Origin of the sequence: Sinorhizobium sp. RAC02 (genome assembly GCF_001713395.1) — a bacterium.
Lineage (GTDB): Bacteria > Pseudomonadota > Alphaproteobacteria > Rhizobiales > Rhizobiaceae > Shinella.
On the sequence record NZ_CP016450.1, the window covers coordinates 2,279,932 to 2,305,616 of the forward strand.

The 25,685-nt window shown below is 63.5% G+C and carries 26 protein-coding genes; 14 read left to right on the forward strand and 12 right to left on the reverse strand.

The window, feature by feature from the left end; genetic code table 11:
• Positions 1-19: 19 nt before the first annotated feature.
• The 4 genes from hisG to BSY16_RS10975 all read right to left on the reverse strand — a co-directional run bounded on the left by hisG (position 20) and on the right by BSY16_RS10975 (position 4,073).
• Positions 20-715, reverse strand: coding sequence for an ATP phosphoribosyltransferase (hisG, locus tag BSY16_RS10960; protein WP_069059693.1), 696 nt, complete (start codon positions 713-715; stop codon positions 20-22).
• Entirely contained in the window at positions 712-1,839 is a 1,128-nt protein-coding gene (locus tag BSY16_RS10965) for an ATP phosphoribosyltransferase regulatory subunit (protein ID WP_069061495.1), read from the reverse strand. Before BSY16_RS10965 ends, hisG begins: the two co-directional genes overlap by 4 nt.
• Position 1,840: 1 nt before the next feature.
• Positions 1,841-3,355, reverse strand: a complete 1,515-nt coding sequence (gene hisS / locus BSY16_RS10970) for a histidine--tRNA ligase (RefSeq protein ID WP_069059694.1) — start codon at positions 3,353-3,355, stop codon at positions 1,841-1,843.
• An 82-nt stretch (positions 3,356-3,437) separates the two neighbouring features.
• The gene (locus BSY16_RS10975) at positions 3,438-4,073 is read right to left on the reverse strand and encodes a helix-turn-helix domain-containing protein (RefSeq protein WP_069059695.1); all 636 of its coding nucleotides are present in this window, start codon (positions 4,071-4,073) and stop codon (positions 3,438-3,440) included.
• 275 nt (positions 4,074-4,348) lie between these two features.
• On the opposite strand from BSY16_RS10975, the gene BSY16_RS10980 reads away from it, so the two are divergent.
• From BSY16_RS10980 to copM, 3 genes are all read left to right on the forward strand, one after another.
• Positions 4,349-4,771, forward strand: a complete 423-nt coding sequence (locus BSY16_RS10980; protein ID WP_150129933.1) for a hypothetical protein — start codon at positions 4,349-4,351, stop codon at positions 4,769-4,771.
• A 39-nt stretch (positions 4,772-4,810) separates the two neighbouring features.
• On the forward strand, positions 4,811-5,134 hold the full coding sequence (locus tag BSY16_RS10985) for a hypothetical protein (RefSeq protein ID WP_069059697.1): 324 nt from the start codon (positions 4,811-4,813) through the stop codon (positions 5,132-5,134).
• A gap of 68 nt (positions 5,135-5,202) precedes the next feature.
• Positions 5,203-5,583, forward strand: a complete 381-nt coding sequence (gene copM, locus BSY16_RS10990; RefSeq protein ID WP_069059698.1) for a CopM family metallochaperone — start codon at positions 5,203-5,205, stop codon at positions 5,581-5,583.
• A gap of 105 nt (positions 5,584-5,688) precedes the next feature.
• Here copM and BSY16_RS10995 read toward each other — a convergent pair whose 3' ends face one another.
• Positions 5,689-5,904: a hypothetical protein gene (locus tag BSY16_RS10995; protein ID WP_150129934.1), complete on the reverse strand. Its 216-nt coding sequence runs from the start codon at positions 5,902-5,904 to the stop codon at positions 5,689-5,691.
• 157 nt (positions 5,905-6,061) lie between these two features.
• The gene (locus tag BSY16_RS11000; RefSeq protein ID WP_069059700.1) at positions 6,062-6,688 is read right to left on the reverse strand and encodes a DNA-3-methyladenine glycosylase I; all 627 of its coding nucleotides are present in this window, start codon (positions 6,686-6,688) and stop codon (positions 6,062-6,064) included.
• A gap of 217 nt (positions 6,689-6,905) precedes the next feature.
• On the opposite strand from BSY16_RS11000, the gene BSY16_RS11005 reads away from it, so the two are divergent.
• Both BSY16_RS11005 and BSY16_RS11010 read left to right on the forward strand, forming a co-directional pair.
• A complete protein-coding gene (locus tag BSY16_RS11005) occupies positions 6,906-7,646 on the forward strand; it encodes a L,D-transpeptidase (protein ID WP_069059701.1) in 741 nt (246 codons plus the stop codon).
• 200 nt (positions 7,647-7,846) lie between these two features.
• Complete coding sequence (locus tag BSY16_RS11010) at positions 7,847-8,557, forward strand: L,D-transpeptidase (RefSeq protein ID WP_069059702.1); 711 nt, start codon at positions 7,847-7,849, stop codon at positions 8,555-8,557.
• Positions 8,558-8,611: 54 nt separating this feature from the next.
• Here the strand turns inward: BSY16_RS11010 and BSY16_RS11015 are convergent, their stop codons facing one another.
• From BSY16_RS11015 to BSY16_RS11030, 4 genes are all read right to left on the reverse strand, one after another.
• Positions 8,612-9,052: a hypothetical protein gene (locus BSY16_RS11015; RefSeq protein WP_069059703.1), complete on the reverse strand. Its 441-nt coding sequence runs from the start codon at positions 9,050-9,052 to the stop codon at positions 8,612-8,614.
• Between the two features lie 76 nt (positions 9,053-9,128).
• A complete protein-coding gene (gene glcF / locus BSY16_RS11020) occupies positions 9,129-10,427 on the reverse strand; it encodes a glycolate oxidase subunit GlcF (RefSeq protein ID WP_069059704.1) in 1,299 nt (432 codons plus the stop codon).
• A 15-nt stretch (positions 10,428-10,442) separates the two neighbouring features.
• The gene (locus tag BSY16_RS11025; protein ID WP_069059705.1) at positions 10,443-11,642 is read right to left on the reverse strand and encodes an FAD-binding protein; all 1,200 of its coding nucleotides are present in this window, start codon (positions 11,640-11,642) and stop codon (positions 10,443-10,445) included.
• The gene (locus BSY16_RS11030) at positions 11,639-13,075 is read right to left on the reverse strand and encodes an FAD-linked oxidase C-terminal domain-containing protein (RefSeq protein WP_069059706.1); all 1,437 of its coding nucleotides are present in this window, start codon (positions 13,073-13,075) and stop codon (positions 11,639-11,641) included. The genes BSY16_RS11025 and BSY16_RS11030 overlap by 4 nt, the downstream gene beginning before the upstream one ends.
• Positions 13,076-13,223: 148 nt before the next feature.
• Here BSY16_RS11030 and BSY16_RS11035 point away from each other — a divergent pair, with 148 nt between their 5' ends.
• Positions 13,224-14,120: a LysR family transcriptional regulator gene (locus tag BSY16_RS11035; protein WP_069059707.1), complete on the forward strand. Its 897-nt coding sequence runs from the start codon at positions 13,224-13,226 to the stop codon at positions 14,118-14,120.
• A 60-nt stretch (positions 14,121-14,180) separates the two neighbouring features.
• Complete coding sequence (locus BSY16_RS11040) at positions 14,181-14,693, forward strand: hypothetical protein (protein WP_069059708.1); 513 nt, start codon at positions 14,181-14,183, stop codon at positions 14,691-14,693.
• 35 nt (positions 14,694-14,728) lie between these two features.
• Here the strand turns inward: BSY16_RS11040 and BSY16_RS11045 are convergent, their stop codons facing one another.
• Positions 14,729-16,006 (reverse strand): DUF3422 family protein, encoded by a 1,278-nt coding sequence (locus BSY16_RS11045; protein WP_069059709.1) that lies wholly within the window; start codon positions 16,004-16,006, stop codon positions 14,729-14,731.
• 142 nt (positions 16,007-16,148) lie between these two features.
• Between BSY16_RS11045 and BSY16_RS11050 the strand changes: the two genes are divergently transcribed.
• The 7 genes from BSY16_RS11050 to BSY16_RS11080 all read left to right on the forward strand — a co-directional run bounded on the left by BSY16_RS11050 (position 16,149) and on the right by BSY16_RS11080 (position 23,164).
• A complete protein-coding gene (locus tag BSY16_RS11050; protein ID WP_069059710.1) occupies positions 16,149-16,943 on the forward strand; it encodes a FadR/GntR family transcriptional regulator in 795 nt (264 codons plus the stop codon).
• A gap of 81 nt (positions 16,944-17,024) precedes the next feature.
• The gene (locus BSY16_RS11055) at positions 17,025-17,537 is read left to right on the forward strand and encodes an NUDIX hydrolase (RefSeq protein ID WP_069061496.1); all 513 of its coding nucleotides are present in this window, start codon (positions 17,025-17,027) and stop codon (positions 17,535-17,537) included.
• A 176-nt stretch (positions 17,538-17,713) separates the two neighbouring features.
• Positions 17,714-19,219: an inorganic phosphate transporter gene (locus BSY16_RS11060; protein WP_069059711.1), complete on the forward strand. Its 1,506-nt coding sequence runs from the start codon at positions 17,714-17,716 to the stop codon at positions 19,217-19,219.
• Positions 19,220-19,229: 10 nt separating this feature from the next.
• A complete protein-coding gene (locus BSY16_RS11065) occupies positions 19,230-19,967 on the forward strand; it encodes a 16S rRNA (uracil(1498)-N(3))-methyltransferase (protein WP_069059712.1) in 738 nt (245 codons plus the stop codon).
• A gap of 187 nt (positions 19,968-20,154) precedes the next feature.
• Positions 20,155-21,528, forward strand: a complete 1,374-nt coding sequence (locus BSY16_RS11070) for a glutamate--cysteine ligase (protein ID WP_069059713.1) — start codon at positions 20,155-20,157, stop codon at positions 21,526-21,528.
• 87 nt (positions 21,529-21,615) lie between these two features.
• Positions 21,616-22,458, forward strand: coding sequence for a DUF937 domain-containing protein (locus BSY16_RS11075; protein ID WP_069059714.1), 843 nt, complete (start codon positions 21,616-21,618; stop codon positions 22,456-22,458).
• Positions 22,459-22,504: 46 nt separating this feature from the next.
• Positions 22,505-23,164 (forward strand): hypothetical protein, encoded by a 660-nt coding sequence (locus BSY16_RS11080; RefSeq protein WP_069059715.1) that lies wholly within the window; start codon positions 22,505-22,507, stop codon positions 23,162-23,164.
• 3 nt (positions 23,165-23,167) lie between these two features.
• Here the strand turns inward: BSY16_RS11080 and BSY16_RS11085 are convergent, their stop codons facing one another.
• Entirely contained in the window at positions 23,168-25,417 is a 2,250-nt protein-coding gene (locus BSY16_RS11085) for a methyl-accepting chemotaxis protein (RefSeq protein WP_069059716.1), read from the reverse strand.
• Positions 25,418-25,685: the final 268 nt, after the last annotated feature.

The following is a 25,685-nucleotide window of genomic DNA, read 5'->3' on the forward strand; positions in this document are numbered from 1 at the left end:
GTCGTGAACGGCGCGCGCCTCAGAGCACGCCGCGCACAGCCTCGATGATCTCCGCCACCACCGCATTGCCTTCGTGCTCGGGCTTGCGGGCGCGTACGAGGCAGGCTTCGGATTTCAGGATCACGCCATCGGAGAGGATCTTCAGGTGATTGGCCACCAGCGTCGAGCCCGTCGAGGTGATGTCGACGATGATATCGGCCGAGCCGGATGCCGGCGCGCCTTCCGTGGCGCCGAGGCTTTCGACGATGCGGTAGAGCTGGATGCCGTGGTTGCCGGAGAAGAATTTCTGGGTCAGCCGCCAGTATTTCGTGGCGATGGTGAGACGGCGGCCGTGGCGGGCGCGGAAATCGGCGGCGACGTCGCCGAGATCGGCCATCGTATCGACGTCGAGCCAGATTTCCGGCACGGCGACGACGACATCCGCATGGCCGAAGCCGAGGCGGGCGCAGAATTCGACGCGGGCATCGGCTTCCGCCAGCCCCTCGCGCACGAGATCCTCGCCCGTCACGCCGAAATCGACGGTGCCGTTGGCGATCTCGCGGGAGATTTCGGACGCGGACAGGAAGGCGATCTCGATGTCGTCGCGGCCTTCGACCCGGCCGCGATAGGAGCGGTCATTGCCGACGGCGGTGACGGTGAAACCGGCGCGTGCGAGCACGGCGGAGGAATCCTCCTTCATGCGCCCCTTGGACGGAAGGCCGATGGTGATGGTCATGCGGCGGCTCCCTTCATGCTCGCGATACGGTCGAGCCAGAGCGAGAAGCCGACAGCAGGAATACGCTCCTTGGCGCCAAGCAGCGTCAGCAACCGGTCGAAACGACCGCCACCGGCAAGCACCAGGCCCTCGCCTTCGATCTCGAAGACCAGGCCGGTATAATAATCGAGCGGACGGCCGAAGGCGGCGCGGTACGTGATCGTTTCGGGATCGACGCCAACCTTGCGAAGCGCCGCAACGCGGCTCTCGAAACGCTCCAGAGCTTCGCCGAGCGAAAGACCCGCCTTGTCTGCGAAGGCGGCGAGCGCCTTCGATGCTTCGGCAAGGCTGAGTTCCAGCGCCAAAAATTCCTTGAGCAGCGCCAACGTGCGGCTGTCGAGCCGCGTGCTGGCAAGTTCCATTTTTTCGCGCAGGCGTTTGGCAATGTCGGCCGGGCTGCGGCTGGCATTGGTGGAATAGCCGGTCGCTTCCATGGTCTCGTCGATATGGGCGATGAGCGTCGCCTCGTCGTCGAGCTTGCCGAGAATGGCAAGGCGCTCGACCTCGGGGCCGAAGACGCCGGACGGTGCGGGATCGGAGAGGTCGGCCATCAGCTTCTGCAACTGCGCCTGGTTGCCGAAGGCGTGGACCAGCCGCTTCTGCCAGCCGGTCGGCAGGCCACAGGCCGCGACGACGGCCTCGAACACCGACTGGTCGCCGAGAACGATCGACAGCTTTATACCCGGCAGGCGGTTGGCGAGCACCGTCAGGGCATCGCGCACGGCGCGTGCATCGGCCTGCGCGACATCCGGTTCGCCGAGGTCTTCGATACCGGCCTGGTAGAATTCGTTCGAGCCTTCGCGGCGCTGGCGAAAGACCTCACCGAGATAGGCGTAGCGCCGCGGCGTGCCGGTCGCCGTTTCGATGTGGCGCAGGCACACTGGAATGGTGAATTCAGGACGCAGGCACAGGCTCTTGCCGGTCTCGCTCTCCGTCATGAAGATGCGCCGGCGCAGGTCTTCGCCCGCCATGTCGAGGAAGGGTTCGGCCGGCTGGATGACCGGTGTATCGACGCGCTCCGTGCCGAGCTTTTCCAGATCGGCAATCAGATCGGGTGCGAAGGCGGGGAGGTTGACGAGGGGCATGTCAGCCAGCCCGCGCCCGGTCTTCGGCCTGCGCCGCAAGGATCTCGCGAACCTTTTCCACGAGATCGGCTTCCGGCACGGAGACCTGCGCGACACGCGCCTCGCGCCAGGACGTGTTGTCCTCGATCTCGCCGGAAAGCCGCTTGCCTTCGATCAGGTCCTTGATCTGCACGACGCCTTCGGCCCGCTCGTCGCCGCCCTGGATGATGGCGATCGGCGCATTGCGGCGGTCGGCATATTTGAGCTGGTTGCCGAACTTCTTCCAGTTGCCCTGGTACATTTCGGCGCGGATGCCGGCATTGCGCAGCGCCTGCGTGAAGCGCTGGTAGCGCCCCATGCTCTCGACGTCGCCATCCATGACGGTGACCAGCACCGGCGCGATCACCTCGTCCTGACCAAGCTTGCCGAGGTTCTTCAGCGCCGTCATCAGGCGCGAGACGCCGATGGAGAAACCGGTGGCGGGCACTGGCTGCCCCATGAAGCGCGACACGAGGCCGTCATAACGACCACCGCCGCCGACCGAGCCGAAGACGACCTTTTCGCCCTTCTCGTTGGTCACGGCAAATTGCAGCTCCGCTTCGAAAACGGGGCCGGTGTAATATTCGAGGCCGCGCACGACGGAGGGGTCGATCTTGACGCGATCCGAACCGTAGCCCGCCGATGTGACGAGATGGCCGATCTGGTTCAACTCCTCGACACCTTCCCCACCACGCGCACTGCCTTCGAGCAGCTTTGCGAGGTCGGCCGCGCTTTCAGCATAATCCTTGATGCCGACGAAGAAGAGAACCTTTTCGATCTGCTCCGCATCCAGCCCCGCGCCCTTGGTGAAGTCGCCGGATTCATCCTTGCGGCCTGCGCCAAGCAGGAGCTTCACGCCCTCGGGGCCGAACTTGTCGAGTTTGTCGATGGCGCGCAGCACGTTAAGGCGGGCACCCGCCTTGTCCTCGCCGCCGAGGCCGATCGCCTCCATGACCCCGTCGAGAACCTTGCGATTGTTGACGCGGATGACGTAGTCGCCGCGGGCAATGCCGAGCGCTTCCATCGTGTCGGCCATCATCATGCACATCTCTGCATCCGCCTGGACGCCAGCGGCACCGACGGTATCGGCATCGAACTGCATGAACTGGCGGAAGCGGCCCGGCCCGGGCTTCTCGTTGCGGAAGACATAGCCGGCGCGGTAGGTGCGGTAGGGCAGCTGGATTTCGTTGAAGTTTTCCGCGACATGGCGGGCAAGCGGCGCGGTCAGGTCGTAGCGCAGGCTCATCCACTGCTCGTCATCGTCCTGCAACGAGAAGACGCCCTCGTTCGGGCGATCGCTGTCCGGCAGGAATTTTCCGAGCGCATCGGTATATTCGAAGAGCGGGGTTTCCACCGGATCGAAGCCGTAATGCTCGTAGACCGCGCGGATCTTTGCGATCATTTCGTTGACGGCGCGGATATCCGCGGCATCACGATCGACGAAGCCGCGCGGCAGGCGGGCTCTCAGCTTCTGCGGTTTTTTCTGCTTTTCGCTCATCGCGATACCCGAAATTCCTGTATTTCCGTTGCGGTTTCCCTAGCGGATTGGGCGGGCAGCGGCAAGGCGCAAAAGCCGCATGTCAGGGCCGGCGCGACAGCTGATCCCAACTGTGCACGATGACGGCGGAGGCATGCGGCGCCTGCGCCACGGGAATAAGCGTCGAATGCGTATCGCCGCGGATGATGCCGCGCATCTCCGACTGGAAGGAGAGCCGCTTCATCTGCACATATCCCTCCGGTATCGACGTCATGGAGAGCGCCGTGCGTCCGTAGATGTCGATGCTGGCGACTTCACGCGCATAGAGGCTGGCGACCAACCCCTGGTCTTCCAGGCAATCCCGATAGGAACCGGTAATATAGCGCCGGATGCTGGTGCCGACGACGGCGCGCATTTCCGGGCTTTCGCGATATTCCTGCTGGGAGCCGCCGAGATAGCGGATGTCAGGCCCCTCCCAGAGATTGCGGCTTTCCCGCGAGGCGAGGATCGAGGTCAAAAGCCGTCGCTCGGTCTGTGCATCAGCGCGGCGCAGGAAATCGACGATGGCGCCGGTCGCCCTCAGATCGGGCACCGCGATGCCGCGCTCCCAGCGCGAGACGGTGGTGGAGGAGAAGCCCAGCTTCCACGCGATATCGTCCTGCGTCAGCCCGACCTTGAGACGGTAGGCGCGCAACTGGTCGACAAGATCGTGACCAATGGTGACAACGAAACCGGCCAAACTCAACTCCTGGGGGAAAAATTGAGAAAACACATCTTTCAGTGGAGTAAACGACCAGCCGCTCCGCTTTCGGCGTCGCTCGATGTCGGCTACCCTTAAGGATAGGTAAACGACCATCCTTGCCATTTGGCAAGCGGCCTTGCGGGGCTTTTGCGCGCGTTTTCCGAACCGGCGACGGCCAGATGGGGCCGGGGGGCCTGGCCGTCGCCGGCCGCATATCCCTCCACCATCGGCTGAAAGCTCTGCGGACCGACCGAATGGCATTGAAACCGATCATGATTCCCACGCCTCTCGCCTCGGTGGCCGAGTTCATGGGCATAGACCCTCGCGAACTGGAACACGCCTTCATCTGCGAGGAATGGAGTGCCGAACTCGCGACCGGCCTTGTGCGGCTCGGCCCACAGGCGGCCGCACTGCACGATATCCCGAGCGTCCGGTGCGGCGTCATGGACCTGATCCAGCGTTATGAGCCGACCGAACGGCAGAAGGTGTTGCTGGCGCTGGAAGAGGCGGCGACGATTGCCACCACCTTCAGCTTCGCCACGGCGATCCGTCCAGGCCCCGGCCTCTACCGGCCCGTCTTCTGCTTCGGCCGGTCCTACACGGAAGACGGCACGAGCGGCGCCATTCACGCCACCTTTGCCATCGCGCGCCGCTGTCTCGAGATGCCATCAGCAAGCCGCGGCCCGTTGAACTGACCCTTTTCTTTTGCGCGGGCAGCGCCTATCTCTCCCCTCATGAGACAGATCCTCTTCGTCTTCGCCATTCTGGGCGCCGTACTTTCCGGCTGGGTGCCGGCAATCGCGGCGACGCTCAGCGTTGCGCAGCCGGCCGGCATGCATGCCGTGCACCAGATGGCCACGGAGAAGGACGACAGCGAACACGGCAACACGTCCAAGCCCGCCGCGCATCCCGTTGCCTGTTCCGCCTGTTTCGCGATCGAGGCCTTCGGGCTTGCTCCGGTACGCCAGGCGCTAGACGCTTCAAGTCCTGCCTCGGCCGCCGTGCCGCAACTGATCGGCGTGGCGCTGCCGCCGCTCGATCCCCCTCCCCGGTCCTGACCAGTACGTGACGGAATGCCGGGCGTTTTGCGCCCGGTCCTCAATCCTGTTCAGAACTGGAAAATCCAATGAACGCAAAGACCATGTTTCTCGGCGCAGCCCTGACGCTCGCCTTCGCCCTGCCCGCAATCGCCCAAGAAGCCGACCATTCCGGCCACCAGGGCATGACGATGGAAGCCCCGGCCGGCGACCAGAGCGCATCCACAAAGGCCTTCATCGACGCCAATGCGAAGATGCACAAGGGCATGGAGATCGACTTTACCGGCAATGCCGACGTCGACTTCGTGCGCGGCATGATCGCCCATCACCAGGGCGCCATCGACATGGCGAAGGTCGAGCTGGAATACGGCAAGGATGAAGCCATCCGCACGCTTGCGCAGGAGGTCATCACCGCGCAGGAAGGCGAGATCAAGATGATGGAAGCTTGGCTCGCCAACAACGCCAAGTAAAACAGGAAGGCCCGCCGGCAAACCGGCGGGCCTTTCCGTTCATCGTTTCGTTTCCACGCAGTTCGCCGCACGCTAAACCGCTTGGCGGTTTTTGCTGAACTTGCGTTATTCGCCTGCCACGTGCCTCGCCGCCGAGGCCTCGACCAGCGAAGCCGCGATGACGCGCGCCATCAACAGGCTCGTTTCGCGAAGTTCGGTATTGCTGCCGCTGCGGGCGGACCGGATCAGGCGAAAACCTTCCCGGAGCATGATCTCCTGGGCCTTGCTGCAGGCCCAGCCTTCAAGACGAGATTCGTCGGTCACAGATACGTTCGGCCCCATATGTCCCCCATGCCAAATCATTCAGCATAAGCGGCACACCACGACTGCGCAGATGCGCGTCGACCCCAGAACTCTTGATGTATGAATTTGCCGCTGAAGTCTAAGCTACATGATTCGTTGTAAATTCAAACATGTATTTGTGACGGCTATACCGCAATCAGGGCCGCGCGAGCCGTTTTCTCTTGTCCTCGACTTCCTCGCGGCAGAAACAGCCCTCTACATGGTCGTTGACGAGGCCCATGGCCTGCATGAAGGCATAGACGGTGGTGGGGCCGACAAAGGTCCAGCCGCGTTTCTTGAGGTCTTTCGACAACCTCACGGAGGTGGGCGTCGTCGGATTCGCGGCGATCGTCTCCCAATCCACCCTGGCCGGCCGCTCCTCCGGCGTCGGCTCGAAGCCCCAGAAATAGCGGGCGAGCGTGCCGAACTCTTCACGCAGCGCCTGCGCGCGGACTGCATTGTTGATCGTCGAGACGATCTTGCCGCGATGGCGCACGATGCCGGTGTCGGCGAGACAACGGGCAATATCGTCATCGCCGAAGAGGGCCACCTTGTCGAAGTCGAAACCGGCGAAGGCTGCGCGGAAACTCTCGCGTTTGCGCAGGATGGTGAGCCAGGACAGGCCTGACTGAAAGCCCTCCAGGCAGATCTTCTCGAAGAGGCGCTGGTCGCTGGTGACCGGCTGGCCCCATTCCTCGTCGTGGTAGCGGCGGTAATCGTCCAGATTGCCATGCCATGCACAGCGCACACGACCATCGTCGCCTTCCAAGAGCCCTTTTGCCATTGCCGTCTCCGTTTCCTATTTGTTCCGCTTTACCACTCGTCAACCACTTTTGGAAAGCGGGCAATAACCCTACTCAAAGCTTTATCGGCATCGTCCATATCGAATGAACGGCCGTTTACCTTTCGCTTCATCGTAGGGTGCAAGCATTCTCCCGAACCGGCGCCATCTCTTTTGTTTTTCGGCGCAGCCCGGTGACGATCAGTAGCGAGTACGTCCGATGTTGATACGAACCCTTCTTGCAGCGACCCTCCTGTGCACCTCGACCGCAGCCTATGCGAACGAGCGGTACATGACCCGCCCGCCCATCATCGTAAGCCCCGACCTTACCGCCCCCTGGGTGATGCAGCTCACCGGCGAGGGCGTACAGCCCGCCGTCAACCAACGCCGCATCATCCAGCGCCAGAAGGTGCAGCAGCGCCGCGTCATCCGCCGCGACGGTGCCGTCCGCATCGAGCAGGCTTCGGTGACGACGCGCGCACAAAACCCGATCCGCTCGAAACTCGACCCGATGTACCTGCCGCAGGTCGTGTCCTACGAGAGCGAGCACAAGGCGGGCACGATCGTCATCGATACCAACAACCGCTTCCTCTACCTGGTGATGGGCGACGGGAAGGCGCGGCGCTACGGCGTCGGCGTCGGCAAGCCGGGCTTCGAATGGGCGGGCGCCCACAAGATCACCCGCAAGGCTGAATGGCCGAGCTGGACGCCGCCGAAGGAAATGGTCGCCCGCGAGGCCGCCAAGGGGCATTACCTGCCGGCTTCCATGGAAGGAGGCCCGGAAAATCCGCTTGGCTCGCGCGCCATGTATCTCGGCTCGACGCTCTACCGCATCCACGGCACGAACGCGCCCTGGACGATCGGTTATGCGGTGTCCTCCGGCTGCATCCGCATGCGCAACGAAGACGTCGTCGATCTCTATGAGCGCGTCAATGTCGGCACGAAGGTCATCGTGATCTGACGGCAGCGTCGTCGTTACGTCGGCGCTGAATGAAGAACTCCGGTCGCCGCGCGGCCGGAGTTTTTTGCTTTTCAGGCAACACTTGCGGCAAGAAGCCGAAGAAATCCGGCATCACACGCGTCTTACTGCCCATGGGCTGGCTTGAAATCGCTCAGAACTCGGCTAGCCTCTGGCAATTGAGGATTGAGAGGGAATACACCATGCGGAAATACGCATCGATCTTGCTGGCGACGGCCTTTGCCGTCACGGCGATCATGCCGGTCACATCGGCGAACGCCTTCCCCGGGGCCGTGCAGGGCAGCAATATCGAGACCACGTCCAACGTGACGCTTGTCGCACAGCAACAGAGCAAGAAGCAGGTCGCGGCGAAGTACAAGCGCACCAAGGTGCGTTTCGTCACCGATCAGGCGCCCGGCACCGTTATCGTCGATACCAACAACAAGTACCTCTATTATGTCGAGGGCAACAACAAGGCGACGCGCTACGGCATCGGCGTCGGCCGCGATGGCTTCGGCTGGTCGGGCGTGGTGAAGGTCGGCCGCAAGGCGGAATGGCCGAGCTGGACGCCGCCGGCTGAAATGCGCCACCGCGAGGCCAAGAAGGGCCGCATCCTGCCGGTCACCCAAGCCGGCGGCGAGGATAATCCGCTCGGTGCGCGCGCGCTCTATCTCTTCAAGGGCGGCCGTGACACGATCTTCCGCATCCACGGCACGAACCAGCCCTGGACGATCGGCCAGAACATGTCGTCGGGCTGTATTCGCATGATGAACAAGGACGTGGAGCACCTCTACGCCCGCGCCGACGTCGGCACCAAGGTGGTCGTAGTCGGCCCCGGCAATCGCCAGGGTGCGGTCAGCTACAACGATCGCGGCGTCGATTTCTTCGGCAACCTCTTCGGCTTCGGCGGCTGAGCCGCCAGCCTGAAGCAAACGCCTTGATGCCGGCCTCGCGCCGGCATCGTCGTTTTAGCTGGCAGAGCAGGATACCTTGCCGGTTCGCCGCACCGGCTCATCGAGGTCGGCACCTTCGACTTTCAGAGAATACGTGCCGTCATAGTTCAGCCCCTCCTCGTCCACCGTCGTCATCATGACGAAATCGAGCGCGGCAAAGGGCTGGCCATCGCCGGACTCCGCGTGGACGAGCAGCCGCAATTCGCCGTCATGCAGCCAGTGATGCGTGAGCGACGATTGGTCGAGCGTCACCTTGTCGAGCCCCTTCTGTGCAAGATCCGCCGGAAGGTCGAGCTGACCCCGAAAATTCAGGATGCCGCCGAGGCTGTAGCTGAAGCCTGCCTCCGCTTCGAAGGCAACATTCTTGTCGTTCACAGCACAGCTGAAGCCGCCGGTGGCGAAGGCCGGCGCGGACAGGGTGGCAAGGGCAGCAATAGAAAGCAGGACGCGGCGCATGGCGATCTCCGGACGGGTTGGAATGCCGCTCCTCTAGCAGTCTCTGAGGAAAGCGGCTGTTCCGCGCGTGACAGGATCAGGAAAGCACGGCGGGCTTGGTTCCGCCATAGGCCCAGTCGAGCAGTTCCACCGTATGCAGGATCGGGATTTGCGTGCCCGTCGCGATCTGCGTGATGCAGCCGATATTGCCGGTGGCGATGAGGTCCGGCTTGGTCGCCTCGATGTTCTTGACCTTGCGCGCCTTCAGCTTGCCGGAAATCTCCGGCTGGAGGATGTTGTAGGTGCCGGCCGACCCGCAGCAGAGATGCCCCTCCGCCGGATCACGCACCACAAAGCCTGCCTTCTTGAGAAGTGTCTTCGGTACAAGCGTGATCTTCTGGCCGTGCTGCATGGAGCAGGCGGAATGATAGGCGACCGTCAGCCCGCGCGCCTCCTGCTGCGGCAGGTCCAGCGTTGTAAGGTACTCCGTCACGTCCTTGGCGAGCGCGGAGACGCGCGCCGCCTTTTCCGCATAGGCGGGGTCGAGGCGAAGCATGAAGCCGTAGTCCTTGATTGTCGTGCCGCAGCCCGACGCGGTGATGATGATCGCATCGAGCCCGCCCCGCTCGACCTCGCCGAGCCAGACATCGACATTGCGTCGCGCCGCCTCCAGCGCCTGTGCCTCGCGGCCCATGTGATGGACGAGTGAGCCGCAGCAGACTTCGCCCGCCGGCGCCACGACCTCGACGCCGAGACGGGTGAGCAGGCGGATTGTCGCTTCGTTGATTTCCGGCTTCAGCACCGGCTGGGCGCAGCCGGAGAGGATCGCCACGCGGCCACGGCGCGGGCCGGCGGCCGGATGCGTGCCGGGTTTTGCGCTGTCCGAGGCCCTTGGCAGCCTGCGCGGCGCGAGATCCAGCATGGCGCCGAAGGGTTCGAGCGGCTTGAAGCGCTTGAGGAGGCCGGCGAAGGGACGGCCGAGGGCAGCAGCCTTCAGCGCCAGACGGAAGCGGCCGGGATAGGGCAGCACGGCGGCAAGCACGTTGCGGGTCAGCCGGTTCCAGAAGGGGCGCCGGTAGGTTTCCTCGATATGCATGCGCGCATGATCGATCAGATGCATGTAGTCGACGCCGGAGGGACAGGTCGTCGTGCAGGCGAGGCAGGAGAGGCAGCGGTCGATATGGGTGACGACTTCGGCATCCGCCGGCCGGCCGTTCTCCAGCATGTCCTTGATGAGGTAGATGCGCCCGCGCGGACTGTCCAGCTCGTTGCCGAGCGTCACATAGGTGGGACAGGTGGCGGTGCAGAAACCGCAATGCACGCATTTGCGCAGGATCTTTTCGGAGGTCGCGACATGCGGATCGGCAAGCTGCTCGGCGGTGAAATTGGTCTGCATCCGTGGCCTTCCTTCTCAGCCGACCATGGTGGACTTGAACAGCCCCGCCGGATCGAAACTTGCTTTCACCCGCGCCGAGAGAGCTGCAACAGCATCGCTCTGCGGCTGGACTGTTTCCGTCGCCGCCAGAACCTCCGGCCGCGCACGCAGCAAGGTCGCATGCCCACCGCCGACCGCCTTGACGTAGCGGCGCAGCAGCGTGGCCTCCGGGTCGGATTCCATGCGCAGCCAGACGAGGCCGCCCTGCCAGTCATAGAAGGCGTCGACGCCGGTTTCGAGACGGAGTGCGGCGACGAGCTGCTGGCCCGCGATGGGGGCGACCGAGACGCGCCAGAGCGGGCGCGGCGTGCCATCGGCATAGGGCGCGGCATCGCGAATTTCGCGCCAGAGGCGGCGCGTGGTTTCAGCGTCGAGCTGTGAGACGGCGCCGAACCGGGCCATGACGGCACCCAGTTTTTCGGCACGCACAGCAACCGAAGCGGCAAGGCCCTCCAGGCGCAGCACGGTGGCGGGACCTTCGGGCAGTGCGCCGCCGGCGAAGCGGCCGCGCACGCTTTCCGGCAGGTGGGCGGCACCGGAGACTTCGACGGACATCGCCATGGCGGTTGCCATGGCAGCGGCGGCTTCGGCGTCGTTGAGGTTCGAGACGACGATGGTGGCCGCGGTTTCCGGCACCGGCAGCAGGCGGAAGGTGACCTCCGTCAGCAGCGCCAGCGAGCCATGCGAACCGGCGAGCAGTTTTGCGAGATCGAGACCGGTGACGTTCTTCATCACCCGGCCGCCCGCCTTCACCACCTCGCCCTTGCCGTTGACGAAACGAACGCCGAGCAAGCTGTCGCGCGCGGCACCCGCCACGAAACGGCGCGGGCCGGAAGCGTTGGTGGCAAAGACGCCGCCGATGGTGGGGATGCCGGATGTGCCGAGCGCTCCCCGCAGGTCGTTCGGCTCGAAGGCGAGCATCTGACGCTTTTCGGCAAGGGCTGCTTCCACCGTTTCAAGCGGCGTGCCGGCGCGGGCCGTCATGGTCATCTCGGCCGGATTGTAGGCGACGATGCCGTTCAGGCCCCGTGCCGACAGCACGTCGGTGCCTTCGGGGGTGGCGTGCAGGCTGCGGGTACCGCCGCCGCGGATGACGAAGGACGACTTCGACAGGGCAGCGACCTGGACGAGGCGGGCGGCGGCCTCTTCGGACAGCGGTTCATGGATCGGCGTCATGCGGCGGGGCGCCCTTCGAGCGGGAAGACTTTCGACGGATTGAGCAGCCATTGCGGATCGAAGGCGGCGCGCACCGCCATCTGCTGGGCGAGATCGGTATCCGTATACTGGTGGCGCATCAGGTCGCGCTTCTCGATGCCGACGCCATGTTCGCCGGTGAGGCAGCCGCCTGCATCGACGCAGAGTTTGAGGATGTCGTTGCCGGCCGCCTCGGCGCGGGCGGCATCCTCCGGGTCGTTGGCGTTAAAGAGGATGAGCGGGTGCATGTTGCCATCGCCGGCGTGGAAGACATTGGCTACGCGCAGTCCATACTTCGCGACGATCTCGGCGGTGCCGCGCAGCACATGCGATAGCTGGCCGAGTGGCACGGTGCCATCCATGCAGATATAGTCGGCAATGCGGCCGGTGGCGCCGAAGGCGGATTTGCGGCCCTTCCAGATCAGCGCCGCCTCCGTCGCCGACTGGCTTTCCTTCACAACCTTCACGCCATGGCGGTGGGCGATCTCGATGATGCTCGCCAGCATGGCGTCCATCTCCGCCTCGGAGCCCTCGACCTCGACGATCAGGAGCGCCTCGACATCCATCGGGTAGCCGGCACCGGCAAAGGCTTCGCAGATGTCGATCGCTGGCTTGTCCATGAATTCGATGGCGACCGGAATGATGCCGGCGCCGATGACATCGGTAACGCAGGCGCCCGCCTCTTCCGAACTGTCGAAACCGAACAGCACCGGGCGCGCACCTTCCGGCTTGGCGATGAGGCGTACGGTCGCCTCGGTGACGATGCCGAGCTGGCCCTCGCCGCCGCAGACTACGCCCAAGAGGTCGAGCCCGCCGACATCGAGCCCCTTGCCGCCGAGATCGACGATCGTGCCGTCGATCAGCACAAGCTTGACGCCGAGCAGGTTGTTGGTCGTTACCCCGTATTTCAGACAGTGCGCGCCGCCGGAATTCATGCCGATATTGCCGCCGATCGTGCAGGCAAGCTGCGAGCTTGGGTCGGGCGCGTAAAAATAGCCGTCGGCGGAGACCGCCTCGGAAATGTTGAGATTGGTGACGCCGGCCTGCACGGTGGCGGTGCGGTTGGCGTAATCCACCTCCAGGATGCGCGACATCTTGGAAAGGCCGATGACGACCGCGTCCTCCTGCGGGATCGCGCCGCCGGAGAGCGAGGTGCCGGCACCGCGCGGCACGACCGGCACGCCGTAGCGGTTGCAATATTTCAACACGGCCGCGACCTGCTGCGTCGTCTCCGGCAGCGCGACGGCGAGCGGCAGGCGGCGGTAGGAAACGAAGGCATCCGTCTCGAAGGGAACGAGTTCACGCGGCTGGTGCACGAGGCAGCCTTCCGGCAGGAGATCGAGCAGGTCGGCGACGATTTCCCGGCGCCGGGAGAGGACTGCCGGCCGTGGCTCCAGGAACCCGATCTGATCCATGTTTTTCTCTCCCTGCCCTTCGCCCTGCACGCTGCCGATTCGGTCTTCGCCGGACCTGCGCAAAGTGGTCTGTTTTCTTTACCACTTCCTATCAGCAGGTGCAAATGCTAAGCATTTTATCCGCTTCGGCAACAATGGACGCGACTGAATGACCAATCTCGGCGATCTCGAAATCTTTTCCCGCGTCATCTCCATGGGAAGTATGTCGGCAGCGGGGCGGGCACTCGGGTTATCCCCAGCCGTCGTCTCCAAGCGCGTGAAAAGACTGGAGGAACGGCTCGGCACCCGGCTGTTCCAGCGCACGACGCGTCAGATTTCGCTGACCGAAGCCGGACAGGGATTCTACGAGCGCATCGTCGGTATTCTCTCCGGCATCGAGGAGGCGGAGGCCTTCGTGTCAGGCCGGTCCGGTGCGGTGCGCGGCACATTGCGCATTTCCGCGCCGACATCCTTCGGCCGCATGCATATCGCCCCCAATCTCAAGGGCTTCATGGATGCCCATCCCGAAGTCACCGTCAACCTGATGCTGACCGACGACTTTTCCGACATTGTCGGCGGCGGCTTCGACCTGGCGATCCGCATCGGCGAATTGTCGGATTCCTCGCTCGTTGCCCGCCGGCTGGCCTCGGTGCGGCGCGTGCTCTGCGCCTCGCCCGATTACATCGCTCGCCATGGCGCGCCGGCCTCGCTGGAGGACCTTGCAAACCATATCTGCCTGCCGCCGCACACCCAGGACGTCTGGCGGCTGGAAGGGCCGGAGGGCAATGTCACCTATCGCCCGCACGGTTCGCTCTACACCAATTCAAGCGAGGTGGTGCGCGAGGCGGTGTTTTCCGGCATGGGGATCGCGCTGCGCTCCACTTGGGATGTCGGCCCGGCACTGAAGAATGGCGAGCTCGTGCAGGTGCTGCCGCAATACGAGGGCTCGCGCAACGTGGTGCTTTCGGCAGTTTATCCGAGCCGTCAGTTCCTGCCGGTCAAGGTGCGGCTGTTCATCGATTACCTCGCGGACCTCTACGGCCCCCTGCCCTATTGGGAGCGCTGAGGGCGATTGGCGTGATGACGGCCTTGCGCTAGGCTGCCGTTCTCTTGGGGAGGATGGCGGATGATCGGCAGGGTGTTACTGATGGCGGCCTTCATGGGCCTGCTGTTTCCGGCGGCGGCCACAGCGCGGCCACTCGACCCCCTGCTTGAGGGTTTCGACGATGCCTGCGACTACAGCGACGCGCTCGCCTCCCTGCTGCAATCGAGCTACGCTTTCGCGCGCAAGGAGGGGACACTCTCCATCCCCGCCGGTTACGAAGCCCTGTTCGGCCCACCCAGCGTCAAACCCGAAAACGAGTATCTCAAGGTGACGCTGCCGGTGGTGGACGGCACCTGGCGCGGCGTGCCCGTCAAGGAGATCGAGGTCTATATCACCGAACTCGAAAGCGGCTTCAACTACCACGCCGTGCTCTTCCCGCTGGACGCGCTGAAGACCGCCGAGGCCACGTTCAAGGCGCGCGGCATCGCCGCGAAGAAGAAGCTGTCGGCACAGGACGATTCCGGCTTCGGCTGGGACACCGGCTTCGCCATCATCGATGGCGCGCCGCGCTACCAGTGCGACCTGTCCACCTGACTATGCTCTGACGCAATCCCGGATCTGGAATTGCTTTAATGCTTGTCCTCTTCGGCGTGCCGCTGGCGGATCGCGCGGACGAGCAGCCACATGCCGGCGATGACGAAGGGCACGGCGATGCCGGTCAGCGTTTCCGGCTTGATCGGCAGGCCGAGACCATGCGCTGCCTTCGCGACATAGCCGAAGAGGCCGACGACGTAGTAGGAGATCGCCGCAACCGACAGGCCTTCGACGGTTTGCTGCAGGCGCAGCTGCAATTTCGCGCGGCGGTCCATCGAATTGAGCAGCGACGAGTTGAGCTGTTCCAGCTCCACGTCGATCCAGCTTCTGAGCAGGGCGGTGGCACGGGCGAGTTTTCGCGACAGGTTCGCCTGCCGCTCCTCGATGGACTGACAGGTGCGCATCGCGGGCGCTAGCCGGCGCTCCAGGAAGAAGCCGAGCGTTTCGTACCCCGGCACCGCCGTTTCCGCGAGCGTGCGGATACGCTCCTGCACGATGCCGTAATAGGCGCGGCTGGCGCCGAAACGGTAGAGGCTGAGCGCGGCATTGGCCTCCAGTTCGGCGGCAAGACGGGTGATTTCCGACAGCAGTTCATCCGCCCTGTCGCGGGCATGCTGCTTCATGGTGTTGGTAATGCCGGTCAGCCCGTCCTCGATGCGGCGGATTTCCGGCGAGAGCGACTGGGCGAGCGGCAGGCCCATCATGGCGAGCGTGCGGTAGGTCTCGATATCGAGCAGGCGCTGCACGACGGCACCGCGCCCGGCCTCGTTCATACCGCGGTCGATGACGAGGATCTGCGTCAGCCCGTCACCGTTCTGCCGGAAGTCGGTCAGGATCATCGCCTGGCCGTTCTTGATCTCGCTATAACAGAGGCTGGTCGGGTCGAAACTGGCGATCGCCTCGCGGGTTTCCGGCGAATCGGGCCGGATTTCCAGGCGGATGCCGGAGATCATCGTGCCGGGCGGCGAAAAGCTGTCACCGAACGGATGGACCGGGACTTCGCCGCCGAATTTATCCGGCACCGGCCCGTCCCAGAAATAGGTCGAGAATTCTGTGTGACGTTCCCAGCGCAGCGTGCCCTGCCCCCAGCTCAGCGCGTGGTGACTGGAATCGCGGCCGGGCGGCGAGATGCCGCGCGAGCGTGACACTTCGGCCATCACGGCATGATCCACCGCCGAACCACCCTCCGTCAGGAAGGCGAGCTGGAAGATGACGCGTGGTGACGGCACCAGCGCATATGGTCTTGCGTGAATTTCCCCGAGCGCCTGCGCACGCGAAGTCGCCTGCGGAAAAGCGAAGCTGCCTTTTGCCATGTCTGCACCGTTCCCCCATGTGCAACAGCTCTTTCTTAACAAATGTCAGGGCACGGGAGATAGGACGCATTGACGCAGGCAGAAAGTATAAAGTGGACAAGATTGTTGACCAGTTTCTGCGCCGGTTGATACTATCGCCGTCGTGACCGACACCAGCTTCGACCTTTTCGCCCGCATCAGCCACAGCCGCACCGCCGATGAGGTCGTGCGGCAGATCGAGCTGTTGCTGCTCGAAGGTATCCTGCGCGACGGGGATCGCCTGCCTGGCGAGCGCGAGCTTTCCAAACGGCTTGACGTCTCCAGGCCGATCCTGCGCGAAGCGCTGAAGGAGCTGGAAAACCGCGGGCTGCTGGTCAGCCAGCATGGTGACGGCACCTATGTTGCCGACATTATCGGCCAGGTTTTTTCGCCCGCCGTCGTCGATCTCATCGCCCGCCATCAGCGCGCAACAGAGGACTATATCGAGTACCGCCGCGAGCTGGAGGGCATCACCGCCGACCTCGCCGCCCGGCGTGCCACCGACTATGACCGGCAGATGCTGACCCGCATCATGGAGGCGATGCGCGCGGCGCATAAGGGCGGGTCCTTCGACGCCGAACTCGAGGCGGATGTCGACCTGCACAATGCCGTCGGCGAGGCCGCGCACAACATCGTGCTCCTGCACACGCTCCGCGCGTGTTATCGTCTGCTGGCGCAGGGGATCTTTTTCCACCGTCACCTCGTTTTCACCTCGGAAGAAGCACGTGGGCATCTGCTTGCCCAGCACGAGGCGATCTATGCAGCGATCATGGCGGGTGACGGAAATGCGGCACGAAATGCCGCTAAGGCGCATATGGGCTATATTGCCGTCGCAATCCGCGAAGCGGAACGCAGCGGCGAATGGCAACGTATTGCACAGCTGCGCATGCAAAAACGCGGTATCGCGCCACAAGCCTGACTTGCGCCGCAAATCTCACGCAAGCATGATGTACGATAACGACTCAGTGAGCGAATCCCGACAAGAGGAATGAACAAGACCTTGAACCTTCTCAACCGCATCGCCAACGACGTCCACCTCATGTTCCAGCGCCCGGCGCGGGAGCAATATGGTGCGCTGTGCTATCGCGTGCGGAAGAAGCGTCCGGCGGTCGAAGTCCTCCTGATCACCAGCCGCGACACGGGTCGGTGGGTTATCCCGAAGGGCTGGCCGATGGATGGCAAGAGCGCATCCGCCGCCGCCGCGCGCGAGGCCTGGGAAGAGGCCGGGGTGAAGGGCAAGATCGGCGAGAAGCCGATTGGCAGCTACCATTACATGAAGGGCCTGCCGGAAGGATTGAAAGTCGATTGCCTGGTGCGCGTTTTCCCGCTCGCCGTCGATGAGATGGTCAAGAATTTTCCGGAAAAGGGTGAGCGACGCGCCGAATGGGTCGATTGCACGGAGGCAGCCGCCCGTGTGCAGGAACCGGGCCTCAAAACCCTTCTCCTCGCCTTCGAACAGAAGATGCTTGGCGCGGTCGCACCGGAGCCCAAAAACGGCACGACCGGCGCCTGATACGGCCGTCGTCCGAAGGCCGCTGATGCCCTGAAACACCCCTGAATAATTGATCCGCGGGTCGAAATCGCCCCGCGGATCAATTATTCAGTGGATTCAGGATTTACAGCGACCTTTATGCCTCGCAAGCGACACACGGCGCTGTATTGCCTTTTGGCAAAGACGGAGCAGCATGAATGGCGAATTCTCAGGTCCAGCTTCGCAAGCCGACGCTGGACAAGGATCTGGAAAAACTCACCTTCACCGAACAGGCCACGCACTTCGTGCTGCGGTCCTGGACGGGCGTGGGCATTTCGCTGGTCTTCCTGCTCATCACCATGGCCGTTGCCGATAGTTTTGCCATGGGCACGCCGGGCGTGCTGGTGATCGCCGTCACCGCAGCACTGGCCGCCTACATGGCCATGAACATCGGCGCAAACGATGTGACGAACAATGTGGGCGCTGCCGTCGGCGCGCGTGCCATGAGCATGGGTGTCGCCCTGGGCATTGCCGCCGTCTTCGAAATTGCCGGCGCGCTTCTCGCCGGTCAGGGCGTTGCGGCGACGGTCTCGTCGGGCATCGTTGATCGTGCCATCTTTCCGAGCCCCGAAGTCTTCGCCTGGGCGATGATGGCGGCGCTGGTTTCGGCAGCGCTCTGGATCAACATCGCCACACTTGCCAATGCGCCGATCTCCACCACCCACGCCATCATCGGCGGCGTGATCGGTGCGGCTGCCGCCGCAAGCGGCTTCCACAGCGTGCAATGGGACGCGATCGCCGTCATCGTCGTCAGCTGGACCGTCTCGCCGATCCTGGGCGGGGTGATCGCGGCGGCTCTACTCTATTTCCTCAAGGAAACCATCATCTACCGCGACGACAAGATCGCCGCGGCCAAGACCTGGGTTCCCGTGCTCGTCGCGCTGATGGCCGGTGCCTTTGCCGCCTTCATCGCCAATGGCGGCACCAATGGCTTCTACGACATACCGATCGGCCGCGCGCTGCTCGTTGGCCTCGCCTTCGGCATCGTCGTCTACTTTGTGACGCGGCCGATCATCCGCCGGCACGCGGAAGGCCTCGACAACCGCAACCAGTCGCTGCGCACGCTGTTTCGCATCCCGCTGATCTGCTCAGCCGCCCTGCTTTCCTTTGCACACGGCGCCAACGATGTGTCGAACGCCGTTGGCCCGCTCTACGGCGTTGTCTCGGCCCTGCGCTCGGGGGGTACCGGCAACGAAGCCGCCATCCCGCTCTGGGTGATGATCATCGGCGCCTTCGGTATTTCGCTCGGCCTGCTGCTGTTCGGCCCGCGCCTGATCCGCATCGTCGGCAACGAGATCACCAAGCTCAACCCGATGCGCGCCTTCTGCGTGGCGCTCTCCTCGGCTATCGCCGTGCTGACGGCGTCGGCTTTCGCCATTCCGGTTTCGTCCACCCATATCGCCGTCGGCGCGGTGTTCGGTGTCGGGCTGTTTCGCGAGTGGTACACACGTAACTCCCAGCGCCGGATCGACTATATCCGCAGCCGCGGCAACCGCGTCGCGGAGGAAGAAGAACCGTCGGCCAATCCGGACGAGACACGCCGGCGCTATCTCGTGCGCCGCTCGCATTTCATGACGATTATCTCCGCCTGGATCGTGACGCTGCCCGTCTCGGCGATCCTGTCGGCTGTCGTCTTCCTCGTCCTCAACGCGCTCTTCACCTGAGAGGTCGACCATGCGTGCAAATTATCGGATGCAACGCCTCTTTGTCGACGACGCCCTCGTCGCCGGGCAGGCTTTCGAGGCCGCCAAGGAGCACTTCCACTATCTCACCAATGTGCTGCGCATGGCAGACGGCGATGCCGTGCTGCTGTTCAACGGGCGCGACGGCGAGTGGCGCGCCGAGCTTTCGCTGCCGACCCGCAAGCGCCTGCTGCTGACGCCGGTCGAACAGACACGGCCGCAGCCGGCACCCTGCGATCTCCACTATCTCTTTGCACCGCTGAAGGTTGGCCGGCTCGATTATCTCGTGCAGAAGGCGGTCGAAATGGGTGCCGGCATGCTCCAGCCGGTGATGACCCAGCATGTGCAGGGCAAGATCACCAGCATCGAGCGCCTGCAGGCCAATGCCGTCGAGGCGGCCGAACAGTGCGGCATTCTCGCAATCCCGCAGGTTGTAGCCCCCCGCAAGCTGGACGACCTCATCTCCGACTGGCCGCGCGAGCGACGCATCATCTTCTGTGACGAGGGCCATGGCAGCCAGAACCCGCTGCCGGTGCTGCAAAAGATCGAGGAGCGCAAGCTCGCCCTGCTCGTCGGCCCGGAAGGCGGCTTTTCGGATGACGAGCGCACGCTGTTGCGCGGTCTCGATTTCGTGACGCCGATCCCGCTCGGCCCCCGCATCCTGCGCGCCGATACGGCGGCGGTAGCGGCGATGGCCGTCATCCAGGCGGCAATCGGCGATTGGGTATGAGCGACCGCCCCGCCTGCCCGCTGGAATTGCGGGAAAGCAAAAAGGCGAATTTTCCCGAAAAGTCGAATGGGTTTTTTTGAATCTGCCTTGAAAGGAATTCGCTTGCACCGCATTTAATTCCGGTCCAAGCACCCTTCCCAAGGCCCTGCGGTTCCGCCGGGCGCCATCCGTTCAGAAGAAGACGCCCATGGCCCGTGATACCACCGACCAGACGCCGATCCGCACCGTCGCGGACATGGCGGAATACCTCGCCGAAGGCAACAAGCCGAAGGAGAGGTTCCGCATCGGCACCGAGCATGAAAAATTCGTCTTCTTTACGGCCGACAACAGTCCCGTCCCCTATTTCGGCGACGCGAGCATCTCGGCGCTGTTGAACGGCATGCAGGCCAAGACCGGCTGGGAGCCGATCGTGGATGCCGGCCATATCATCGGCCTTGCCGAACCGTCCGGCATGGGCGCGATCTCGCTGGAGCCGGGTGGCCAGTTCGAGCTTTCTGGCGCGCCGCTGGAAAACCTGCACCAGACCTGCAAGGAATCGAACCAGCACCTCGCGACCTTGCGTGAGATCGCCGAACCGCTCGGCATCCGCTTCCTCGGCATGGGCGGCAGTCCGAAATGGTCGTTTGCCGAAACGCCGCGCATGCCCAAAAGCCGCTACGACATCATGACCCGCTACATGCCGAAGGTCGGCAGCCAGGGTCTCGACATGATGTACCGCACCTGCACGATCCAGGTGAATCTCGACTTCTCCTCCGAAGTCGATATGCGCCGCAAGATGCAGGTTTCGCTGAAACTGCAGTCGATGGCGACCGCGCTCTTCGCCTCGTCGCCCTTCACCGAGGGCAAGCCGAATGGCCTGCTGTCCTGGCGCGGCGACATCTGGCGCGACACCGACAACAACCGCGCCGGCCTCATCCCCTTCGCATTCAAGCCGGATTTCGGCTTCATCGACTATGTCGAATGGGCGCTCGACGTGCCGATGTATTTCATCGTGCGCGACGGCAAGTACCATGACTGCACGCACGTCACCTTCCGCCAGTTCATGGCCGGCGCGCTGAAGGGCGAGGTTGCCGATTGGGAGCCGAACATCGGCGACTGGACGAACCACCTTTCCACGCTGTTCCCCGACGTGCGGCTGAAGCGCTTCCTCGAAATGCGCGGTGCCGACGGCGGTCCGTGGCGGCGCATCTGTGCGCTGCCCGCCTTCTGGGTCGGCCTGCTCTATGACGACGGCGCGTTGGACGCCGCCGAAGCCCTGACGCGCGACTGGACGGTCGAAGAAGTCTCGGCACTGCGCGATACCGTGCCGGCACAGGGCCTCAAGGCCGACTTCCGCGGCAAGCCGCTGCTCGACGTGGCGCGCGAAGTGGTCTCGATTTCCCGGCAGGGTCTCAAGGCCCGTGCACGCCTCAATGGCGACGGCGTCGACGAGACCATCTTCCTTGCACCGCTTGACGAGGTGCTGGCGAAGAAGGCGACGCTCGCGGAAGATATGCTGGCGCTCTACAACGGCCGTTGGAACGGCTCGGTCGAGCCGGTCTTCACCGACTACCAGTACTGAGCCCATCCTCGAAAAAGCGGTTTGCGTGGGCAAAATTCCCGTTATAGTGCAGGCACATGCATGTGCCTGCACGGGGAAGGGTTCACGATGCTTTCGCTCTACGACATGATGATGCAGGCGCAGAACGGCAATGCCGTGGAGACCATGGCGCGGCAGTTCGGACTGGCGCAGGAACAGGCGACGAAAGCCGTCGCCGCGCTGATGCCGGCGTTTTCCGAAGGTTTCAAGCGCAATGCCGCCAATCCCTACGACATGGCGGCCTTCATGCAGGCGCTGACGTCAGGCGAGCACGCCAAATATTTCGAGGACATGAGCAAGGCCTTCACGCCGCAGGGGCTGGCGGATGGCAATGGCATTCTCGGCCATCTCTTCGGCAACAAGGACGTCTCCCGTGCCATCGCCGCACAGGCGGCGCAGATGACCGGCATCGGCCAGGAGATCTACAAGCAGATGCTGCCCGCCATGGCGAGCACCCTGATGGGCGGCCTGTTCAAGCAGTCCTTTGCGCCCTTCTTCCCGGGCACCGGCGGCACGCAGGCCAATCCCTTCACCGACATGATGCAGCAATGGGCGCAGGCGACCGGCCTTGCCAAGAAACCGGAACCGGCAAACCCATTCGACAATCCCTTCACGCAGGCCGCACAGGAGTTCTTCGGCGCGGGCCAGAAGAAGGACGCGCCGGCAAACCCCTTCACCGACAATCCTTTTGCCAAAGCCTTCCAGGACATGATGGCGAATATGGGCGGCCAGCCTGCGGCAAGCGCGAAGCCCAGCGAACCGGAAGCCACACCGGCGGATTCGCTGAAAGGCCTCGTCAACACGATGTTCGACACCGGCCTCGAAATGCAGAAGGACTACCAGCGCAACATCGAATCGATCTTCGAGACAATGCGAGGCAGCGTGGAGCCAGATGGCGGCAAGAAGGGCTGACATTGCGTCATGTTGGTAGAACCGCATTAAAGCCAAGGGAGCACTAATGGCGACATGGCTTGAGGATATTAAACAAGTCTTCACGGCGGCTGGCGGCGAGATGCACTATAGCGACCTATATAGCGAATTAGGTCGCATCAGGGGGCGGGAACTATCGCGGAACAACGAAGCGACTGTTCGCAAAGAAGTGGAGCGCTTCTCGTCGCACTCGGACAATTGGAAAGAAGGGCGACCAGATCTATTCCGTTCAACTCGTGGGAAGGGAAAAGGCTTTTGGTCGTTGGCAAAGGCTAGCGAACAACTCCAAATTGCGCCTGATATTGAGGGCGCGAGCATTTTGGTTGATGCTGAACCTCCTGAGCGGCGAGAATATGTGAGAGAGCTCACTTTGAGAAATTCGCGCCCAATCCTTGCTCTCAAGAAACTTTATGGAGGCCGGTGTCAGGTTTCGGGTGAGCTTGTAATGGACGGAATAGCTGGCGATCTCACGGAGGCGCACCACATCCGCTGGTTAATGCGCGGCGGATTGGATGTCGAAGCTAACATCGTTGTATTGTCACCAACCTTCCATGCTGCCATTCACGCTGTAGATGCTAATTTCGATTGGGCGTCCCTTACATTCATTGTTTCCGGAAAACGCTTCCCTTTGCTAATTAATAAACACTTGGTAGCGCGAACAGCGCCACAGATGAACGAACAGCTTTGACCGTCAGGCGGCAGCCCGATCCTGCGCCACTTCCCTCGGCACATTGAAGCGCTCGACGATCGCCGCAAGCGAGCGTGTATCGCCGGCAAGGCCGGACATGCCGGCGGCCGTCTGCGAAACCGCCTGACGGTTCTGCGCCGTCACCTGCTCCATCGCGTTCATCGAACGGCTGATATCGCCGAGGCTTGACGACTGCTGGTTGGCGGCCGCGGCGATCGAGTGGATATGATCGTTGATGCGGGTGACCTGCTCGGCAATGCCGGAAAGCGCCGCACCCGTCTGCTGCACGAGATCCACGCCCTTCGCGACCTCGACACCCGACTTGGTGATCAGCGCCTTGATGTCCTTGGCGGCGTTGGCGGAGCGCTGCGCCAATTCACGCACTTCCTGTGCCACGACCGCAAAGCCCTTGCCGGCATCCCCTGCCCGGGCCGCTTCCACGCCGGCATTCAGCGCCAGCAGGTTCGTCTGGAAGGCGATCTGGTCGATGACGTTGATGATGCTGGAGATTTCGCGGGAAGCCCCTTCGATGCGCTCCATGGCGGAGACTGCATCCGAGACGACGGCGCTCGACAGGTCCGTGCTGCTTTTGGCCTCCGTTGCCATGCGCGACGCCTCACCGGCGCGCGCCGTGGAACTGCGGATCGCTTCCATCATCTGGCCGACGGCCTCCGTGGTACGCTCCAGCGCCGCGACCTGGCTTTCCGTGCGCTCGGCCATGTCGCGAGCGGCGGCATCGACATGGGCGACCTTGCCGTCGATCGAACGGGCGTTGGACGACACGGCGGCGATGGTTTCCGCGAGACGGCGCACGGAGGTGTTGAAATCCACGCGCAACTCGTCGAGCCCGTCCGAGAATTCATGGTCGATGACCGTCGACAGGTCACCGGCGGACAGCCGTTCAAGGGCTGCGCCAAGCGTTTCGACCGCCTGCTGCACCTGCCGCTGCTGCTCGGCCTTCGCCTGTTCCTGCGCCTGCTGCTCGCGTGCCGTGAATTCGCGGCTTTCCGCGCTGGAGCGCTCCAGCGCATCCTTATCAAGGGCTGCGGCGCGGAAGACGGCGACGGAGCGCACCATGTCGCCGATCTCGTCGGCGCGGTTTTCCTTCGGCAGGACGATTTCGGTGTTGCCGGCAGCAAGCTCCGTCATCGCCTTGACGAGCTGGTGGATGGGCCGGGTCAGCGCGCGGGAGAAGATGGTTGCGGCAAGGATTGCCAGGCCGATGATCGCCGCTGTGAGGCCAAGCACGATCAGCGTGCCGCGCATCAGGCCGGCCGTCGCCTCGGCCTTGGTGATTTTCGCGATAACCGACCAGTCCGTACCACCAAAGGAGAGCGGTGATGCCGCGGCGTAGAGTTCCGCGCCTGCGGCATCCGCGATCGTGCCATGGGTCTCGCTGCCAACCGGCAGACCCGTGATGTCGAGCTGCGTCTTCAGTGCATCCGGCTCCGGCGTACGGGCGGAATCGGTGAGAACCGTGCCATCGGCGCGCACCAGCACCGTTTCGCCGGTCTCGCCGAGGCCCTTGCTGTTGCCGAAAATGGCGTCGATCTTGGCGTTCGGCACGCGGATCGCCATGATGCCGAGCGTGCGGCCGTTCATGGTGATGGGGGCAGCAATGAAGGCCGCCGGCGTGCCGCCGAGCGCAGCATAGGCGGAGAAATCGGAAAAGACGATTCCGCCGGGCTCCTTGAGTGCCAGCGCGTCCTTGAAGGCAGCCGTCAGGCCGCTGTCCTTGTAGGGGCCATCAAGCAGGTTGGCGCCGAAATCCTCGGCCTTGGCGACCGAGTAGAGCACGTTGCCCTTGGGGTCGATCATGTAGAGATCGGCGTAACCCTGCGATTCCAGATGTTTGCGGAAGGTCACATGGTACTGCTTGTGGGCGCGGTCGAAATTGTCTTTCTTCGCGGTGTCGAGCAGGAAACGTGTCGCCGGCGGGTTCGGGTTGTTCGTGATGTAGCGCTCGTGCAGCTCTTTCGCCGGTTCTTTGCCGAGTGCGCCCCAGGCGCCGGCAAAGCCGTAGAAGGCCTGTGTCGTCGGCATGGCAGTGGAAAGGCTGAGCAGATCGAGCTTCATGCCTTCCAGATAGGTGCGGGCCTCGTTGCGCCGTCCGTCGGCGGTCGCCTCCAGCTTCTGCATCACCTGTTCGGTGACGGTATCGGCGCTGACGATCAGCGACACGGCGCTGGCGGCACCGATGGAAAGAAGCGTGAGCACGGCGGCAGCAAGGGGCAGTTTCCGGGAAATCCGCATGACAATCCGTCCGATGGCTCAGGCAATTCCGGCAAACGTGCGGAACACGGTTTTGCGTTCGGACTTGCGACACACAATGAGAGCGATTCCGGCTCATCCGGAGAGCAGACAGCGTCATGCCCACGGAAAAATCCGCGGCTGCCAGGGAACGGTAGCTGAGGGTGGTTTACCTAAGGTAAAGCTTATGTCGTGGGATTTTTGTTGAAAAAGCCCGACGCGGACCTTGGGAGTCGCACGCCGGGCAAGCAGCAGGGTTATTGGCTCTCAC

Coding starts and splice junctions, on each gene's coding strand:
- hisG (WP_069059693.1), bottom strand. CDS start 715: ATGACCATCACCATCGGCCTTCCGTCCAAGGGGCGCATGAAGGAGGAT.
- BSY16_RS10965 (WP_069061495.1), bottom strand. CDS start 1,839: ATGCCCCTCGTCAACCTCCCCGCCTTCGCACCCGATCTGATTGCCGAT.
- hisS (WP_069059694.1), bottom strand. CDS start 3,355: ATGAGCGAAAAGCAGAAAAAACCGCAGAAGCTGAGAGCCCGCCTGCCG.
- BSY16_RS10980 (WP_150129933.1), top strand. CDS start 4,349: ATGATTCCCACGCCTCTCGCCTCGGTGGCCGAGTTCATGGGCATAGAC.
- BSY16_RS10985 (WP_069059697.1), top strand. CDS start 4,811: ATGAGACAGATCCTCTTCGTCTTCGCCATTCTGGGCGCCGTACTTTCC.
- copM (WP_069059698.1), top strand. CDS start 5,203: ATGAACGCAAAGACCATGTTTCTCGGCGCAGCCCTGACGCTCGCCTTC.
- BSY16_RS10995 (WP_150129934.1), bottom strand. CDS start 5,904: ATGGGGCCGAACGTATCTGTGACCGACGAATCTCGTCTTGAAGGCTGG.
- BSY16_RS11000 (WP_069059700.1), bottom strand. CDS start 6,688: ATGGCAAAAGGGCTCTTGGAAGGCGACGATGGTCGTGTGCGCTGTGCA.
- BSY16_RS11005 (WP_069059701.1), top strand. CDS start 6,906: ATGTTGATACGAACCCTTCTTGCAGCGACCCTCCTGTGCACCTCGACC.
- BSY16_RS11010 (WP_069059702.1), top strand. CDS start 7,847: ATGCGGAAATACGCATCGATCTTGCTGGCGACGGCCTTTGCCGTCACG.
- BSY16_RS11015 (WP_069059703.1), bottom strand. CDS start 9,052: ATGCGCCGCGTCCTGCTTTCTATTGCTGCCCTTGCCACCCTGTCCGCG.
- glcF (WP_069059704.1), bottom strand. CDS start 10,427: ATGCAGACCAATTTCACCGCCGAGCAGCTTGCCGATCCGCATGTCGCG.
- BSY16_RS11025 (WP_069059705.1), bottom strand. CDS start 11,642: ATGACGCCGATCCATGAACCGCTGTCCGAAGAGGCCGCCGCCCGCCTC.
- BSY16_RS11030 (WP_069059706.1), bottom strand. CDS start 13,075: ATGGATCAGATCGGGTTCCTGGAGCCACGGCCGGCAGTCCTCTCCCGG.
- BSY16_RS11035 (WP_069059707.1), top strand. CDS start 13,224: ATGACCAATCTCGGCGATCTCGAAATCTTTTCCCGCGTCATCTCCATG.
- BSY16_RS11040 (WP_069059708.1), top strand. CDS start 14,181: ATGATCGGCAGGGTGTTACTGATGGCGGCCTTCATGGGCCTGCTGTTT.
- BSY16_RS11045 (WP_069059709.1), bottom strand. CDS start 16,006: ATGGCAAAAGGCAGCTTCGCTTTTCCGCAGGCGACTTCGCGTGCGCAG.
- BSY16_RS11060 (WP_069059711.1), top strand. CDS start 17,714: ATGGCGAATTCTCAGGTCCAGCTTCGCAAGCCGACGCTGGACAAGGAT.
- BSY16_RS11065 (WP_069059712.1), top strand. CDS start 19,230: ATGCGTGCAAATTATCGGATGCAACGCCTCTTTGTCGACGACGCCCTC.
- BSY16_RS11070 (WP_069059713.1), top strand. CDS start 20,155: ATGGCCCGTGATACCACCGACCAGACGCCGATCCGCACCGTCGCGGAC.
- BSY16_RS11075 (WP_069059714.1), top strand. CDS start 21,616: ATGCTTTCGCTCTACGACATGATGATGCAGGCGCAGAACGGCAATGCC.
- BSY16_RS11080 (WP_069059715.1), top strand. CDS start 22,505: ATGGCGACATGGCTTGAGGATATTAAACAAGTCTTCACGGCGGCTGGC.
- BSY16_RS11085 (WP_069059716.1), bottom strand. CDS start 25,417: ATGCGGATTTCCCGGAAACTGCCCCTTGCTGCCGCCGTGCTCACGCTT.